At 31.2% G+C, this 16,719-nt stretch carries 12 protein-coding genes; 8 read left to right on the forward strand and 4 right to left on the reverse strand.

Annotated elements, in window-relative coordinates:
- The first annotated feature begins 107 nt into the window (after positions 1–107).
- The 7 genes from ACFSSB_RS01700 to ACFSSB_RS01730 all read left to right on the forward strand — a co-directional run bounded on the left by ACFSSB_RS01700 (position 108) and on the right by ACFSSB_RS01730 (position 10,594).
- A complete protein-coding gene (locus ACFSSB_RS01700) occupies positions 108–1,514 on the forward strand; it encodes a glycogen synthase (RefSeq protein ID WP_379900283.1) in 1,407 nt (468 codons plus the stop codon).
- Positions 1,515–1,520: 6 nt separating this feature from the next.
- Positions 1,521–2,786, forward strand: a complete 1,266-nt coding sequence (locus ACFSSB_RS01705) for a glucose-1-phosphate adenylyltransferase (RefSeq protein ID WP_379900285.1) — start codon at positions 1,521–1,523, stop codon at positions 2,784–2,786.
- 24 nt (positions 2,787–2,810) lie between these two features.
- The gene (gene glgB, locus ACFSSB_RS01710) at positions 2,811–4,718 is read left to right on the forward strand and encodes a 1,4-alpha-glucan branching protein GlgB (RefSeq protein WP_379900287.1); all 1,908 of its coding nucleotides are present in this window, start codon (positions 2,811–2,813) and stop codon (positions 4,716–4,718) included.
- A gap of 152 nt (positions 4,719–4,870) precedes the next feature.
- Entirely contained in the window at positions 4,871–7,282 is a 2,412-nt protein-coding gene (locus tag ACFSSB_RS01715) for a glycoside hydrolase family 31 protein (protein ID WP_379900289.1), read from the forward strand.
- A 109-nt stretch (positions 7,283–7,391) separates the two neighbouring features.
- The gene (locus ACFSSB_RS01720) at positions 7,392–8,228 is read left to right on the forward strand and encodes a M48 family metallopeptidase (protein WP_379900291.1); all 837 of its coding nucleotides are present in this window, start codon (positions 7,392–7,394) and stop codon (positions 8,226–8,228) included.
- A gap of 158 nt (positions 8,229–8,386) precedes the next feature.
- Positions 8,387–9,685: an MFS transporter gene (locus ACFSSB_RS01725; RefSeq protein WP_379900293.1), complete on the forward strand. Its 1,299-nt coding sequence runs from the start codon at positions 8,387–8,389 to the stop codon at positions 9,683–9,685.
- 51 nt (positions 9,686–9,736) lie between these two features.
- Positions 9,737–10,594: a hypothetical protein gene (locus ACFSSB_RS01730; protein ID WP_379900295.1), complete on the forward strand. Its 858-nt coding sequence runs from the start codon at positions 9,737–9,739 to the stop codon at positions 10,592–10,594.
- A 413-nt stretch (positions 10,595–11,007) separates the two neighbouring features.
- On the opposite strand, the gene ACFSSB_RS01735 is transcribed toward ACFSSB_RS01730, so the two are convergent.
- Genes ACFSSB_RS01735 through ACFSSB_RS01750 form a run of 4 tightly spaced genes read right to left on the reverse strand, consistent with a single transcriptional unit; the run spans position 11,008 to position 14,019 of the window.
- Positions 11,008–11,754, reverse strand: a complete 747-nt coding sequence (locus tag ACFSSB_RS01735) for a head GIN domain-containing protein (protein ID WP_379900297.1) — start codon at positions 11,752–11,754, stop codon at positions 11,008–11,010.
- Positions 11,755–11,777: 23 nt separating this feature from the next.
- Entirely contained in the window at positions 11,778–12,875 is a 1,098-nt protein-coding gene (locus tag ACFSSB_RS01740) for a hypothetical protein (RefSeq protein ID WP_379900299.1), read from the reverse strand.
- Positions 12,853–13,413 (reverse strand): hypothetical protein, encoded by a 561-nt coding sequence (locus tag ACFSSB_RS01745; protein ID WP_379900301.1) that lies wholly within the window; start codon positions 13,411–13,413, stop codon positions 12,853–12,855. The genes ACFSSB_RS01740 and ACFSSB_RS01745 overlap by 23 nt, the downstream gene beginning before the upstream one ends.
- A gap of 48 nt (positions 13,414–13,461) precedes the next feature.
- On the reverse strand, positions 13,462–14,019 hold the full coding sequence (locus ACFSSB_RS01750) for an RNA polymerase sigma factor (protein WP_379900303.1): 558 nt from the start codon (positions 14,017–14,019) through the stop codon (positions 13,462–13,464).
- A 246-nt stretch (positions 14,020–14,265) separates the two neighbouring features.
- On the opposite strand from ACFSSB_RS01750, the gene lon reads away from it, so the two are divergent.
- Complete coding sequence (gene lon, locus ACFSSB_RS01755; RefSeq protein ID WP_379900305.1) at positions 14,266–16,719, forward strand: endopeptidase La; 2,454 nt, start codon at positions 14,266–14,268, stop codon at positions 16,717–16,719.

Here is a 16,719-nt window from a genome sequence, read left to right on the forward strand (position 1 = left end):
CATTACGAAACCTACATCGTATTATATTTATATTAACTTATTGTGGTTATATGTATTCTATAAAAAATAATTTATTAAATTAGAAGAGAAATAATTAAAACCTATTAATGAATATAACACATATTAGCGCAGAATGTTACCCAATAGCTAAAGTAGGAGGATTGGCTGATGTTGTTGGAGCTTTACCAAAATACCAAAATGTACTTGGTTTAACGAGTAGTGTAATAATGCCTTTTTATGATAATAGTTTTACAACAGACAATACGTTTGTTTCTATTTATAATTCTCAAATAATACTTGGCGAAACAACGCATGAGTTTAATGTATTGCAACTAAATAATAACACATTAGCATTTGATGTTTTTTTTATTGACGTTCCAGATTTATTGTATAAAGATTATGTGTATTCTTTTGATGATACAGATCGGTTTTTAGCTTTTCAAATAGCTACTTTAGATTGGATACTTACTTTATCTGTTAAACCAGATATTATTCATTGTCATGATCATCATACAGGACTTATTCCTTTTATGTTACAAGAAAGTTTTAAGTATAAAACCTTAAATAAAATACCTGTTATATCTACTATACATAATGCACAGTACCAAGGATGGTTTTCTTATGATAAGTTGCATTTTATTCCAGAGTTCGATATGCAAAAAGCAGGATTGTTAGATTGGAATGGTGTGATAAATCCGTTAGCTGCTGCTATAAAATGCGCGTGGAGAGTTACTACGGTTTCACCAAGTTATTTAGAAGAATTAAAACACGAAGCCAACGGATTACAAGATTTATTAAAACATGAGTATAAAAAATGTGTTGGTATTTTAAATGGTATAGATGCCAATGTTTGGAATCCTGAAACAGATACTTTTATCATAGAAAACTTTTCTAAAGAAACCGTTGCTTTAGGAAGCAAACAAAATAAAAACTGGCTTTGTAAAACCTTTAATCTAGATGAAAGCAAGCCTTTGTTTGCCTTTATTGGTAGATTAGTAGGTGAAAAAGGCGCAGATTTACTACCAGAAGTTTGTAACACTATTTTACAAGAAAAAGAGTGCAATATTCTACTGTTGGGTTCTGGTAATACAGAGGTTGAAGAGCAATTAAATGCATTAAAAGAAACACATAAAGGTAACTATAATGTGTTTATTGGTTATGATGAAAAACTATCTCATATTATTTATGCAGGAGCAGATTTTTTAATAATGCCATCTCGTGTAGAACCTTGCGGATTAAACCAAATGTATTCTTTAAGATACGGAACCATTCCAATAGTAAGAAGTACAGGTGGACTAAAAGATACAGTAGTCGATATTAAAGATGAAAACGGCTTTGGTATTTGCCATGAGGAAACCAATGTTTTAGAAATAGAAGAAGCAATACATAGAGCTATTACATTGTATAAGAATCAAGAGGGATTTAATAAAATAAGAAAGTATATTATGACCATTGATCATTCGTGGAATGCATCAATGAAAGAATATATTACATTGTATAATTCATTAAAATAAAAAACTATGATCAACAACAAGGTGCTATCAATTATTTTAGGAGGAGGACAAGGGTCAAGGCTGTATCCTTTAACAGCTGCAAGATCTAAACCAGCAGTTTCAATTGCAGGAAAATACAGATTGGTAGATATACCAATTTCTAATTGTATTAACTCAGATCTTAAAAGAATTTATGTTTTAACGCAATTTAATTCTGCTTCTTTAAATAAACATATTAAAAACACCTATCATTTTAGTTTTTTTAGCCACGCTTTTGTTGATGTTTTAGCTGCAGAACAAACCATACATAGTGATAAATGGTTTCAAGGTACTGCAGATGCAGTAAGACAAAGTATGCACCATTTTTTAAGAAATGATTTTAAGTATGCATTAATTCTTTCTGGTGACCAGTTGTATAATATGGATTTACAAGATATGATTGATAAACATGAAGCAAGTAATGCCGAAATTACTGTTGCTACTTATCCTGTTAATGCTAAAGATGCTACTTCTTTTGGTCTTTTAAAAACAGATAATGATAATACAATTACTTCATTTATTGAAAAACCAGCTTCCGATTTATTACCAGGTTGGAAAGTAGATGTTGGTGAAGAAATGGAAAAAGAAGGAAGACACTACCTAGCATCTATGGGAATTTATATCTTTAATAAAGACCTTTTAATTAAATTAATGGATGATCCTGATACCAATGATTTTGGTAAAGAAATAATTCCGCAATCCATTCATAAATACAAAACCAAAAGCTATCAATATGAAGGATATTGGACAGATATTGGTACTATAGAGTCGTTTTTTGAAGCTAATATAGGACTTACAGATGATATACCTAAGTTTAACTTATATGCAGAAGACAGAGTATACACAAGAGCTAGAATTTTGCCTACCTCTAAAGTTTCTGGTACAATATTAAATAAAACAGTAATAGCAGAAGGATGCATTATTCAAGCTGCTAAAATAGAAAGAAGTGTTATAGGAATTCGTTCTAGAATTGGTAAAGATTCTGTTGTTTCTAATACCTATATGATGGGAAATGATTTTTATGAATCTTTACAAACTATGGAAGATAATAAAATAGACATTATTCTTGGTATAGGAGACAGATGCTACATAAACAACTGTATTATAGATAAAAATTGTAGAATTGGTGACGATGTTAAAATTGAAGGAGGTAAACATTTAAAAGATCAAGAAACAGATACCTATTTAATAAAAGATGGCATTGTTGTTATTAAAAAAGGAGCAACCATACCAAAAGGAACTATAATTAAATAATCTTATTTATCTTAAAAACTATATATGTCTCAAGTAATAGCGCATAGCTTATTTACAGATTTTGATATTAATTTATTTAAAGCAGGAAAGCATTACAAACTTTACGAAAAATTTGGTTCTCATATAACTACTGTAAATAAAGTAGAAGGAACTTATTTTGCAGTTTGGGCTCCTAGTGCTAAAAAGGTTTCTGTAATTGGCGATTTTAATTTTTGGCAAGAAGGAGAACACCTGTTAAATGTGCGTTGGGACGAAAGTGGTATTTGGGAAGGTTTTATACCAAATATTGGTAAAGGTTCTTTGTATAAGTACAAAATTGAAAGTCATAATCAAGGTATTGTTACCGAAAAATCAGATCCTTACGCAAGACGATTTGAGCATAATCCTAAAACAGCATCTATAGTTTGGGAAGATAACTATAGCTGGAAGGATGCAAAATGGATGAAAGCCAGAAAAAATAAAAATGCACTTCATGCACCTTTTTCTGTATATGAAGTACATTTAGGTTCCTGGAAAAAACAAATAGAAGAAAATCGTTTTCTTTCTTATGTAGAATTGGCAGATCAATTAGTGGAATATGTAAAAGAAATGAACTTTACACATGTAGAGCTCATGCCTATAATGGAGTTTCCGTATGACCCAAGTTGGGGCTACCAAATAACAGGTTATTTTGCTCCAACCTCTAGATTTGGTTATCCCGAAGAATTTAAACTTTTAGTAGATAAATTACACCAAAATGATATTGGTATTCTTTTAGATTGGGTACCATCACATTTTCCGGAAGATGCACACGGATTAGGCTTTTTTGATGGTTCTTGTTTGTATGAGCATCCAGATAAACGTAAAGGTTATCATCAAGACTGGAAAAGCTTGATTTTTAATTATGGACGCAACGAGGTAAAGTCCTTTTTAATAAGTAATGCACTTTTTTGGTTAGATCAATACCATGCAGACGGATTGCGTGTAGATGCAGTGGCATCTATGCTGTTTTTAGATTATTCTAGAGAAGAAGGAGAGTGGGAACCCAACCAATTTGGTGGCAGAGAAAATCTTGAAGCTATTGCATTTATAAAAGAGTTAAATCAGGCTATTTATGGGGCTTTTCCAGATGTACAATCTATAGCAGAAGAGTCTACCTCGTTTGCAGGAGTATCTAAGCCTGTATTTTTAGGAGGTTTAGGTTTTGGTATGAAATGGATGATGGGCTGGATGCATGATACCCTTCAATATTTTGCTAAAGAACCTATATATAGAAAACACCACCAAAACGATCTAACTTTTAGTATGACCTATGCATTTACCGAAAATTTTATGCTACCATTAAGTCATGACGAAGTAGTCTACGGAAAAAAATCTATCTTAAATAGAATGCCTGGAGATGAGTGGCAAAAGTTTGCAAATTTACGCTTACTCTACAGTTATATGTTTACACATCCTGGAACAAAATTACTGTTTCAAGGTGCAGAATTTGGACAAAGTGAAGAATGGAATTTTCAAAAAAGTTTAGATTGGCATTTACTGCAATACCAACCACATCAAGGGGTTCAAAAATTAATAAAAGACCTAAATATCTTATATAAAACAGAACCTGCTCTACATGAAAAACAATTTACACAAGAAGGTTTTGAATGGATAGATTATAACGATGCAGAAAACTCGGTTTTAGTATATATTAGAAAAGGAGTAAAAGCCAAAGATAATTTAATTATAGCTTGTAACATGACACCTGTTCCTAGGGAGAATTATCGTATTGGTCTTCCTAAAAAAGGAAAACTAAAAGAAATTTTTAACAGCAATGAAAAAGCGTATTTTGGTACAGGAGATTTTAAAAATAAAGCAATAAATTCACAAGCTAAAAGTTGGCAATATAGAAAGCATTCTGTAGCTATACATATTCCACCTTTAAGTATGGTAGTGTTTAGGTATCAGTAAAATAAATAATTATTTTAGACTGTTTTTTTTGAAGAATCAATAAAAAAAAGAAACTAAAACGATGTAGTTAGCAATTAGTTAAAAGAACTAAAGCTATATTTTTTATTTCCACTTTTTTTTGCGTTTTTTTACAAGCCCATAAAAATTGCAAGATGATTGTAAATACAGAATTAGAGCAAAAAGGAAACTTATTTCCTTCAAAAATTATTAAGTTTAAAAAAGATGTAGATACCTTATTCTTTTACACAGATAATAATGTTATTCTACAACTTAAAGTATTAAGAGATAGTGTACTTCGTTTTAGGTACACTACAACAGGTACTTTTGAAAACGATTTTTCTTATGCAATTACTAAATATGCAAGTACAGGATATAACAAACTTGTAATAGAAGACAAAGAAACCTATTTTGAAGTTACAACGTCTAAATTAATTTGCAGAATTTCTAAAGAAAATTTAAGTGTATCTATTTATGATGCACATGATATGACACTTATTAATCAAGATGAAATTGGTTTTCATTGGGAAGAAAGCTATGAATTTGGTGGCAACATTGTAAAAATGAGCAAAGTTGTTAATGAAAGAGAAAGCTATTTTGGTCTTGGTGATAAACCAGAACATTTAAATTTAAAAGGAAAACGTTTTCAAAACTGGGTTACAGATTCTTATGCTTTTGGTAAACATACAGATCCTATATACAAGGCCATTCCTTTTTATACAGGATTACACCACAATAAAGCATACGGAATCTTTTTTGACAATACTTTTCAATCTTTTTTCGACTTTGGTCAAGAAAGACGCAACGTTACCAGTTTTTGGGCACAAGGAGGTGAAATGGACTATTACTTTATTTATGGTCCTAAAGTGCAATCTGTTGTAGAAAAATATACAGACTTAACAGGTAAACCACACCAATTACCACCACTTTGGGCATTAGGTTTTCACCAATGTAAGTGGAGTTACTATCCAGAAGCTAACGTAAAAGCAATAACCAATAAATTTAGAGAGTTACAAATACCTTGTGATGCTATTTATTTAGATATAGATTATATGGATGGTTTTAGATGTTTCACTTGGAACAAAGAATACTTTCCAGATCCTAAAAGAATGGTGAAAGAATTAGCAGATGATGGCTTTAAAACCGTTGCTATTATTGATCCAGGAATTAAAATAGATAATGAATATTCTGTATTTAAAGAAGCCTTAGATAAAGACTATTTCTGTAAACGTGCAGATGGTCCTTATATGAAAGGTAAAGTATGGCCAGGAGAATGTTATTTTCCAGATTTTACAAAACCAGAAGTACGTGATTGGTGGTCAGGATTATTTCAAGAACTTATTGAAGACGTAGGTATTCAAGGAGTTTGGAATGATATGAATGAACCTGCTGTTATGGAAGTGCCAAATAAAACATTTCCAGATGATGTACGTCATGATTATGATGGTAACCCTTGTAGCCATAGAAAAGCACATAATATTTATGGTATGCAAATGGCTAGAGCTACCTATCATGGTTTAAAAAAGTTTAACTATCCAAAAAGACCTTTTGTAATTACTAGAGCTGCGTATTCTGGTACGCAACGTTATACTTCTACATGGACAGGTGATAACGTAGCAACTTGGGAACATTTATGGATTGCCAATGTACAAGCACAACGTATGGCTATGTCTGGATTTAGCTTTGCAGGAAGTGATATTGGTGGTTTTGCCGAACAACCACAAGGAGAGCTATTTACACGTTGGATTCAATTAGGAATCTTTCATCCTTTCTGTCGTGTGCATTCCTCTGGTGATCATGGTGATCAAGAACCTTGGGCTTTTGATGAAGACGTAACAGATATTGTTAGAAAATTTATAGAACTACGCTATCAACTTTTACCATATTTATATACTTGTTTCTGGAATTTAGTAGAACATGGTACACCAATTCTACAATCTCTAGTAATGTATGATCAAGAAGATTCACAAACCTATTACAGAACAGATGAATTTATTTTTGGAAAACAAATATTGGTATGTCCTATTTTAGAACCAAATGCTAAAGGTAGACGTATGTATATTCCAAGAGGTACTTGGTATAATTTATGGACAGATGAGCAAGTACAAGGAGGAAAAGAAAAATGGGTAGATGCAGAAATTGATAGTATGCCAATTTTTATAAAAGCAGGTGCTATAATTCCTAAATATCCTGTACAGCAATACACAGACGAAAAGAATATTGAAGAAATTACTCTAGATATCTATTACAAGGAAGGAAAAGAAGTTTCGCAAGTATTTGAAGATGCTCATGATGGATATGATTATACAAAAGGACGTTATAGCTTTAGAATTATTAAATTAACAGGTAAGCCTAACGAGTTAATTCTGCAACAACATAAAGAAGGAACGTATGAAGCAGCATTTAAATGGTTTAAATTAAAAATTCATGGTTTACCATTTCAGATAAAAGAAATAGAAATAGATAATGTTATTATTCCTTTAGATAAATTAATAGAAAACGGAACTTCTTCCATGATTATAGATAAGAAATTTAGCGAAATTCACATTAAAGGAAACCTTTTATAGGATTAATTTGTATTTAGTCGATAAAACTAAGGTGCTAATCATACTGCTATAGGTGGTTTTAGGAACGGTTTTTGTAAATTTATAAAAACTATTAATAAATACTTAACTAATGAAATTTAAAAACGTAATAATTGCTTGTAGTACCATTGCATTATTTCTGTCATGTGCAACCAATCCGTTTACAGGAAAATCTACAATGGCATTAGTGCCAAATTCACAATTATTTCCTACAGCTTTTGCGCAATACAATCAAGTTTTGTCAGAAAGTAATGTAGAAACAGGAACATCTAGAGCAGATATGATTACTAGAGTAGGACAGCGTATTGCTGTTGCTGCAGAACGTTGGTTAAATGCAAATGGACATCAAGGGTATTTAGCAGATTATGAATGGGAATATAATTTAATTGATGATCCTACAGTAAATGCTTGGTGTATGCCTGGAGGAAAAATAGTATTTTATACAGGAATTTTACCAATAGCAGAAAACGAAACAGGTGTTGCTGCAATTATGGGTCATGAGGTAGCACACGCTTTAGCAAATCATGGACAACAACGTATGAGTGCTTCTTATATACAACAAGGACTAGCTATTGCAGGAAATGTTGCTATTCAAGATGATAAAAGTAGAGATGCTTTTAACCAATACTATGGTGTTGGTTCTAATGTATTAGGTATGTTACCTTTTAGTAGAAGTCATGAAACAGAAGCAGATAAAATAGGTTTGTATTTAATGGGAATTGCTGGTTATAACCCTACAGAAGCTTCTAATCTTTGGGTTAGAATGAAAGCGAATAGTGGAGGAGAATCTACTCCAGAGTTTTTAAGTACGCATCCATCTAACGATAGTAGAATTGCGGATTTAAAAGAATTAGCACCACAAGCTATAGAAGAAGCTAAAAAGTTTGGTGTGCAATCTTTTAGACCAATTACTAGTTTCTCTTACTAATTAAAAAATATTTGTTTACTTTACAAGCTGCTCTTAAAAAGAGCGGCTTTTTTATTGAAAATTATAGAAATAAAAAAGGAGGTTTTAAAATTAGTACAATAAAAAACGAAAGCTTTTTAGTCTTGTAATTTAAAGTTTCTTTTTAGTAAAAAATATTTATGAATACATTTGAAAAAGGAAGTAAAAAACTTCTAAATGCCTGGGCTTTTTACGATTGGGCAAATTCTGTTTACACACTTACCATTGCATCTTCTATATTTCCTATATTCTATTCTGCTTTATTTCTTTCCGAAATAAAAACCGTACACGCATTTGGTATGGATTTTAAAAGCACAGCATTAATTACCTACGTAACCGCTTTTACTTTTTTAGTAGTTGCATTTACATCTCCAATTCTTTCCGGAATTGCAGATTATGTTGGTAATAAAAAGAATTTTATGAAATTCTTTTGCTACGTTGGAGGTTTAGGTTGTATTGGTTTATACTGGTTTAGTCTAGAAAATATACATTTAAGTTTGTTATTTTATTTTATGGGTTTAATTGGGTATTGGGGAAGCTTGGTGTTTTATAACTCCTACTTACCAGATATTGCCTATCCAGAACAACAAGATAGTATTAGTGCTAAGGGATTTAGTTTTGGTTATGTTGGTAGTGTATTGTTATTGTTAATCAATTTAGCAATGGTAATGACCCAAGACAATGGAGAAGATAAAATGCAAATGATGCGATACTCTTTTATTACAGTAGGTCTATGGTGGATTTTATTTAGTCAATACACTTTTTATATTCTGCCAAGTGGTGTGTCTTCAGGACATAAAGTAACTAAAGATGTTGTTTTTAATGGGTTAAAAGAGTTAAGACAAGTCTGGAAACAGTTAAAAGAAAACCTAAGATTAAAACGCTATTTAATTGCCTTTTTTGTGTTTAGTATGGCTGTACAAACCATTATGTTAGTAGCAGTATATTTTGGCGAAGAAGAAATTGCTTGGGGAACAAATGAAGATAAAACCGTAGGATTGATTGTTAGTATTCTAGTAATTCAATTAGTAGCAATACTTGGTGCTTTTTTAACCTCAAAAGCTTCTTCAAAATTCGGAAACATAAAAACTCTTATTGTAGTAAATGTAATCTGGATGGCTTTATGTGTATATGCATATTTTATGCATACTCCGTTTCAATTTTATGTAGCAGCAAGTATTGTAGGTATGGTAATGGGAGGAATTCAAGCTTTAGCACGATCTACTTATTCTAAATTTTTACCAGAAACCGAAGACACGACCTCTTATTTTAGCTTTTTTGATGTAGCAGAAAAAATAGGAATTGTAATAGGTATGGTAATATTTGCAACCATTGACCAAATAACAGGAAGTATGCGTAATGCTATATTATTTTTATTTGTTTTCTTTTTAGCAGGAATAGTGCTCCTGCTTAGAGTGCCTAAAAAACAAGTAAATTAAAATATTTTACTATGTTTGTTATTTATAAAAATTAATTTCAACAAAAAATTTATGAAGAGCCTAAAAATTGCTAGTATTTTTATTGTATCCTTGTTTGTGTTTACATTCGTTTCTTGTGATGATGAACCATTAGAAGGAGATTTTGCTACAGGAAATGAAGAAACAGAATTAACCTGTGTAGAAGCTACACAAAACCTTTCTGAAATATCTCAAACGTATGCAACAACACCTACAGATGATGCAAATTATGCTGTGATTTGTAATGCTTACGCAGAAGCTTTGCAAGACATGATTGATTCGTGTGGTGATAATACAGGAGCTATACAAACCTTGTTAGATTCTTTAAATTGTCCTGTTGCTAATAATAATTGTGAAACAGCACAGACAGCAACAGATGCTGCAGAAAGTGCTTATAATGCAGATAATACAAATACCTCTTTATGTAATGCCTATAAAGCAGCTTTACAAAACGAAATAGCACAATGTGGTGATGCAGACGGAAGTTTACAAAGTATTATTGATGGTTTAGGAGATTGTAATTTTAATAGCTCTAGTTCTGGAGATTTAAGTGTTACTGCAGGAACTTTAAATATTGACTTTATAACAAATAGTGCAGATTTAAGTTCTGGTGTAATAACCGTTAATGGAAGTAACTTAGAGAATGGAGCAAATTATTTAATCTATTTTGAATTAGCTGAAAATGCTACAGGAGTAGATGTTATGCAAAATTTTAAATTAACATTAAATAATGGAGAGTATTTTCCTAATACAGACGGATTTGATGACTTCACAAATACAATAACTGTTAATTCAGGAGGAGTAATACAAGGTAGTTTTGGAGGTATTGTTTCTCGAACAGATGGTGCAGATTTAAGCCTTTCTCAAGGAGTTGTAGACTTAACATATTAATTGTTTTAAAAATAAAACTATAAAAAAATCCGAAGCAAACGCTTCGGTTTTTTTTTTGTTTTTTTGTTTGAACGCTTTCTAAAATTTGTTTGTCATTTCGAAGTTGCGCTGTCATTTCGAGCTTGTCGAGAAATCGATCTTAAGAAGTTAAAATAATAAAGATTCCTCCATTGAAATCGGAATGACATCTTGCTTCTTTATAATATTTAAGATTTTTAAACGAGGTTGACCTTTTGAAGTTTCACTGTCATTTCGAGCTTGTCGAGAAATCTATCATAAGTAGTTAATATAATAAAGATTCCTCCATTGTAGTCGGAAAGACGTATCCATTTAAAATCTACTTTTATTCAAAAAAAAAACCGGAACTTATAGTTTCGGTTTTTATATTTTCACTAACAGTTAATAGCTAACAACTAATTACTACTAATACTACCAGAACCAGCAACTTTGGTATCTTCTTTTTTAGGATTTCCAGAGTATTCAATATCTCCAGAACCAGAAACTCTTGCTTTTAAAGTTTCTGTACTTACTACTTCTGCATCACCAGATCCTGTTACGGTTACTTCTGTATTTTCTGCTTGTAAATGATTACCATTAAAATCACCAGAACCAGTTACACTAGCTTCTAGGTTTGTTGTTTTTCCTTTTAAAGTTACATCACCAGAACCTGTTACGCTTCCAGAAACATTATTGGTGTCTATATCTAGAATAACATCACCAGATCCTGTTAAATCTACTTCTAGGTGGTTTTCTGAAATGGTATTTGTATTCCACAAGTCACCAGAACCTGTAAGAGACACTTTTTGTATGTCTTTATAAGGAATGGTTATTTTAATGGTTTTATTATAGCTTTCGCTAATATTTACTCCTTTTTCTACTTTTACAATAAGGGTGTTGTTTTTAACCTTTGTAACAATATGCTCTAGTAAGTTAGATTCTCCTTCTAAGGTTATTTTACCTTCTTGCCCTTCCACTAAAATAAAATCCATAGATCCAGCACAAGCTATAGCATCATAATCACTAGTGGTTCTAGTCATAGTGGTAATATTTCCGTTTCCTTTTACTTTATTATTAAACCAAGATTGTGCTTGTATTTGTGTAGTAAGCAAGATGGTTGCTAAAAATAAGAGTGTTTTTTGAAATGATTTTGAACGTTTCATAATATTCGTTTTTTGATTGATGATTATTTGTTTTTCTTTAGTGTTACGCTTCCGTAATCTGAAGATATTTTAAGTGTATTTCCTGAGTTGTCATTACCATGATAGCCTTGGTAATATTTATCGGTAGATTCTACATGTTTTTTAGTAAATTCTAAGTCTTCATAGTCTCTTAATGAAGCGTATTCTAAATCTATATTAAAACTAAAGTTATAGGAAGCATCGTAACCAATGGTTATACCAACGTAATCGGATTCTATATGTATGTTTTTAGCATTAGCAGTTATGTTGTCAATTTTTATAGATCCATAATCTGCATTAATGTTTAGGTTTTTGTAGAGGTCTCCAATACGTGTAGTAAGGTAGTCTCCATCTCCAGAAATATTGTTTGCTTTTTCAATAAGCACAGAACCATAATCACAGTTATAAGTGACTTCTTCTGCAATTTCAACTACAGATTTAGTATAGTCTGCTTCAATGTTTATTTTTTTAGCTTTTGCAAGTGTAAAACCACTATAGTCTGCAGTAATTTTTCCGCTTTTTATATATTCAAAATAGCAATTATTAGAATAGTCAAAATTAATATCGTTATGGTCTGCTAAAAGTTCTTTGGTGGTGATTTTTCCGTAATCACAGTTTATTATTGCTTTTCCTTTTAGCTTGTCTAAGTTTATGTTTCCGTAATCATTACTTAGGTTTACATGGTTGGTTATAGGCATTTTTATAACATAATTAATTTTCATGTTTACGTTGTTGCTGTTGTTCCATTTAAACCAAGAGTTTGATTTGTTTTTACTAAAAATAGTTTTTGCAGAAACTAGGCTAGGAGATGCGTTAAAACTTACAGTAATCTCTTCTAATTTTTCTTCTACTTTTTCTAAATCGTTTCCGTTAGTGGTAATGGTGACTTCTATTGCTATTTGGTTTTTTTCCCAAGTAACAATATCTATATTACCATAACTATTATCTACCTTTAAGGTAGCGTCTGCGTTTACAGAAAATTCTTTTGTAATAACTTTTTCTCTAGTATGCTTTCCTTTAGCAACAGGATCATTGTTTGCTACAAGTAGTATAGGAATAAGTAAAAATACTATGGTTATTTTATATAGTAGTACTGTTTTCATTAGTGCTATTTTTTAATTTTTTAATATTTTCTATTTGGGTTAAGGTGTTTTCAAGAATGTCTATTCTATTTTGAAAATTGCTAATCATGGCATAAATAACGCGTTTATCTTCACCACTTTCAGACAGGTCTTTTTTTAAGTCAGTGTATTCTTTTTCTAATCGTTGCATTTGCATCATAGCATCTGCAACTAATAATTTTGTTTCTGGGTTGGTTTCGGTTTCTAGTTTTGTTAATTCGCTTGCAATTGTTGTGGTAAAGAAATTTTGAGTTTCTGCCATTTCTGGTGATATACTTGCTAAATCATAAGCTTTTTCTTCTTGTTGTGTTGTAACAAAAACAGTAACTAAAATTGCTAGTGTGGCAGCAATACCAAGAAAAGGTTTCCAAAAATTATTTTTTGCTTTCTTAGAGGTATTTGCTAGTCTTTGCTGTTTTAATTTATTAGCAAATCTTTGCTCATGATTTAGACTAGGCATGGCTACATCAAAATCATCTTTTAAATTATCAAAGAGTGTGTCTATCTGGTCTTTTTTCATCTTTAGTTTCCGCGAAAGCGGTAATTTTTTAATTATTAGTACTTGCTGTTAATGTGCAACAAGTTGTAATTTTTTTCGTAAACTTTCTTTAGCTCTTGAAATGGTGGTTCTACAATTAGCGTAGGATAGGTTCATTATTTCACATATTTCTTCGTAATCATATCCTTCAATAAGGTTTAAGGTTAGCGCAATACGATAATTATCTTTTAGTAATTTCATAGTTTCTAAAACCTGTTGTGCTTTTAAGTTGGTAAACTTATAATCACTAGAAACACCATCATGATCTTCTGTTTTGTACAACACATCATCTAAAGGAACTTCTTGGTACTTATTATTTTTATTAAAATGATAAATACTGTTGTTAATTACAATTCGTTTTAGCCACGCACCAAAAGTGATACTGTCTTTTATAGTATCTAGTTTTGTAAAAGCTTTAAGAAAAGAATCTTGCATAATATCTTCTGCTTCAAATCTATCTTTTACAATTCTGTATGCTACGTTAAACATTGCTTTATAGTACCTGTTGTAAATTTCTAATTGCGCAAATTGGTCATTAGATTTACATAGCGCTATGAGCTGCTCGATATTTTGGTTGGTTAGTGACAAAAAATTAATTCAAATTGTTATAGTATAGATATGCATAAAGATAAAATGTTACAGTTTGTAAATAAAAAGTTTCTAATTATTTCTATTTATTGGCATATTAATTGACTTAAATAGGGCAGATGCATGCTTAGTAAATGTTGTTAATTTACTGATATGCATGGTTATATAAGAAATTTTATTAATAACTTTAAACTAAAATCATTTTGGTATTATTTTAAATAATGACAATATGACTTAAATACATATATGAAGAAATCTAATTTATTAAGCCTTGACAGTTTGTCATTACAGGATTTTGATGAGAATTCAGAATTAATTCCGTTAATGACTCCAGAGGATGAAGAAAAAATAAATAACGAAGAATTACCAGAAACCTTACCAATTCTATCTTTAAGAAACACGGTTTTGTTTCCAGGAGTGGTTATACCTATTACAGCAGGAAGAGATAAATCTATTAAACTAATTAACGATGCTAACAAAGGAAGCAAAGTTATTGGTGTAGTTGCACAAAAGGATGAAGCTGTAGAAGACCCTAAAGCTGGAGATATTCACGAAACAGGAACGGTTGCTAGAATTTTACGTGTTTTAAAAATGCCTGATGGTAATACAACCGTTATTATACAAGGTAAAAAACGTTTTAAAGTTGCAGAAGTAATTACAGAAGAGCCATACATGAATGCTACTATTCGTGAGGTTCCTGAAGCAAGACCTGCTAAAGAAAATAAAGAGTTTGATGCTATTATAGAATCTATTAAAGACCTAGCGCTTCAAATTATTAAAGACAGTCCTAATATTCCTAGTGAGGCTTCTTTTGCTATTAAAAACATTGAAAGCAATTCGTTTTTAATAAATTTTGTATCTTCTAACATGAATCTTTCTGTAAAAGAAAAGCAACTTTTATTAGAAAACAATGATTTAAAAGAACGTGCTTTAGCAACATTAAAGTATATGAATGTAGAGTTTCAGAAAATGGAACTTAAAAACGATATTCAATTAAAGGTTCAAAGTGATATGAACCAACAGCAACGTGAGTATTTTTTACACCAACAAATGAAAACCATTCAAGAAGAACTTGGTGGAGGAGTTTCGTCTGGTGAAGAAATAGAAGAAATGCGTCAACGTGCTAAAACTAAAAAATGGGAAGATAAAGTAGCAGAGCATTTTAAGAAAGAGTTATCTAAAATGCAACGTATGAATCCGCAAGTTGCAGAGTACTCTATACAACGTAATTACTTAGAACTGTTTTTAGATTTACCTTGGAATGAGTTTTCTAAAGATAAGTTTGATTTAAAACGTGCTAAAAAAATATTAGATAGAGACCACTATGGTTTAGATGATGTTAAAAAACGTATTATAGAGCACCTAGCAGTTATTAAATTGCGTAATGATATGAAATCACCAATTATCTGTCTTTACGGACCTCCTGGTGTTGGTAAAACTTCTTTAGGTAAATCTATAGCAGAAGCTCTAGGTAGAGAGTATGTACGTATGTCTCTTGGTGGTTTACGTGACGAAGCAGAAATTCGCGGACATCGTAAAACCTATATTGGTGCTATGCCAGGAAGAATTTTACAAAACTTGAAGAAAGCAAAAACAGCAAATCCAGTTTTTGTTCTAGATGAAATAGATAAGCTTTCTAACTCGCATCAAGGAGATCCTTCTTCTGCGTTGTTAGAAGTGTTAGATCCAGAACAAAACAGTGATTTTCATGATAACTTTTTAGAAATGGGATTTGACCTTTCTAAAGTAATGTTTATTGCAACTTCTAATAGTTTATCTACCATTCAACCAGCTTTACTGGACAGAATGGAAATTATTAACGTAACAGGATATACTATTGAAGAAAAAGTAGAAATAGCAAAACGCCATTTGCTACCAAAACAGTTAAAAGAACATGGTTTAACAGATGTACATCTTAAAATAGGAAAACCACAGTTAGAAAAAATTGTAGAAGGTTATACTAGAGAGTCTGGTGTTCGTGGTTTAGAAAAACAAATTGCTAAAATGGTACGTTATGCTGCTAAAAGTATAGCAATGGAAGAAGAGTACAACATAAAAGTATCTAATGAAGATATTATTGAAGTTCTTGGAGGACCTAAACTAGAACGTGATAAATACGAAAACAATAATGTAGCAGGAGTTGTTACAGGATTGGCTTGGACAAGAGTAGGAGGTGATATATTGTTTATAGAGTCTATACTTTCTAAAGGTAAAGGCGCTATGACCATTACTGGTAACCTTGGTAAAGTCATGAAAGAGTCTGCAACTATTGCTATGGAATATATTAAAGCAAATGCTGAAGAATTAGGTGTAGATCCAGATGTTTTTGGTAAATACAATGTGCATATTCACGTTCCTGAAGGTGCAACTCCTAAAGATGGACCAAGTGCAGGAGTTACTATGTTAACTTCTTTAGTATCTTTATATACACAACGCAAAGTAAAAAAGAGCCTGGCAATGACAGGAGAAATTACGTTAAGAGGAAAAGTTTTACCTGTTGGCGGAATTAAAGAAAAAATTCTTGCTGCAAAGCGTGCAAGAATAAAAGAAATATTACTTTGTGAAGATAATAGACGTGATATTGAGGAAATTAAGCCGGAATACTTAAAAGGATTAACTTTTCATTATGTTTCAGAAATGAAAGATGTTATTGATATTGCTATAACTAATTCTAAAGTCAAGAATTATAAAAAACTATAA

Origin of the sequence: Lacinutrix gracilariae, from assembly GCF_042684485.1 — a bacterium.
In the GTDB taxonomy this organism is placed as follows: Bacteria; Bacteroidota; Bacteroidia; order Flavobacteriales; family Flavobacteriaceae; genus Oceanihabitans; species Oceanihabitans gracilariae.

Bases quoted from the DNA above. Each gene is read 5' to 3' on its own strand.
- ACFSSB_RS01700 (WP_379900283.1), top strand. From the start codon at position 108: ATGAATATAACACATATTAGCGCAGAATGTTACCCAATAGCTAAAGTA.
- ACFSSB_RS01720 (WP_379900291.1), top strand. From the start codon at position 7,392: ATGAAATTTAAAAACGTAATAATTGCTTGTAGTACCATTGCATTATTT.
- ACFSSB_RS01740 (WP_379900299.1), bottom strand. From the start codon at position 12,875: ATGAAAACAGTACTACTATATAAAATAACCATAGTATTTTTACTTATT.
- ACFSSB_RS01735 (WP_379900297.1), bottom strand. From the start codon at position 11,754: ATGAAACGTTCAAAATCATTTCAAAAAACACTCTTATTTTTAGCAACC.
- ACFSSB_RS01745 (WP_379900301.1), bottom strand. From the start codon at position 13,413: ATGAAAAAAGACCAGATAGACACACTCTTTGATAATTTAAAAGATGAT.
- ACFSSB_RS01725 (WP_379900293.1), top strand. From the start codon at position 8,387: ATGAATACATTTGAAAAAGGAAGTAAAAAACTTCTAAATGCCTGGGCT.
- ACFSSB_RS01730 (WP_379900295.1), top strand. From the start codon at position 9,737: ATGAAGAGCCTAAAAATTGCTAGTATTTTTATTGTATCCTTGTTTGTG.
- lon (WP_379900305.1), top strand. From the start codon at position 14,266: ATGAAGAAATCTAATTTATTAAGCCTTGACAGTTTGTCATTACAGGAT.
- ACFSSB_RS01705 (WP_379900285.1), top strand. From the start codon at position 1,521: ATGATCAACAACAAGGTGCTATCAATTATTTTAGGAGGAGGACAAGGG.
- ACFSSB_RS01715 (WP_379900289.1), top strand. From the start codon at position 4,871: ATGATTGTAAATACAGAATTAGAGCAAAAAGGAAACTTATTTCCTTCA.
- glgB (WP_379900287.1), top strand. From the start codon at position 2,811: ATGTCTCAAGTAATAGCGCATAGCTTATTTACAGATTTTGATATTAAT.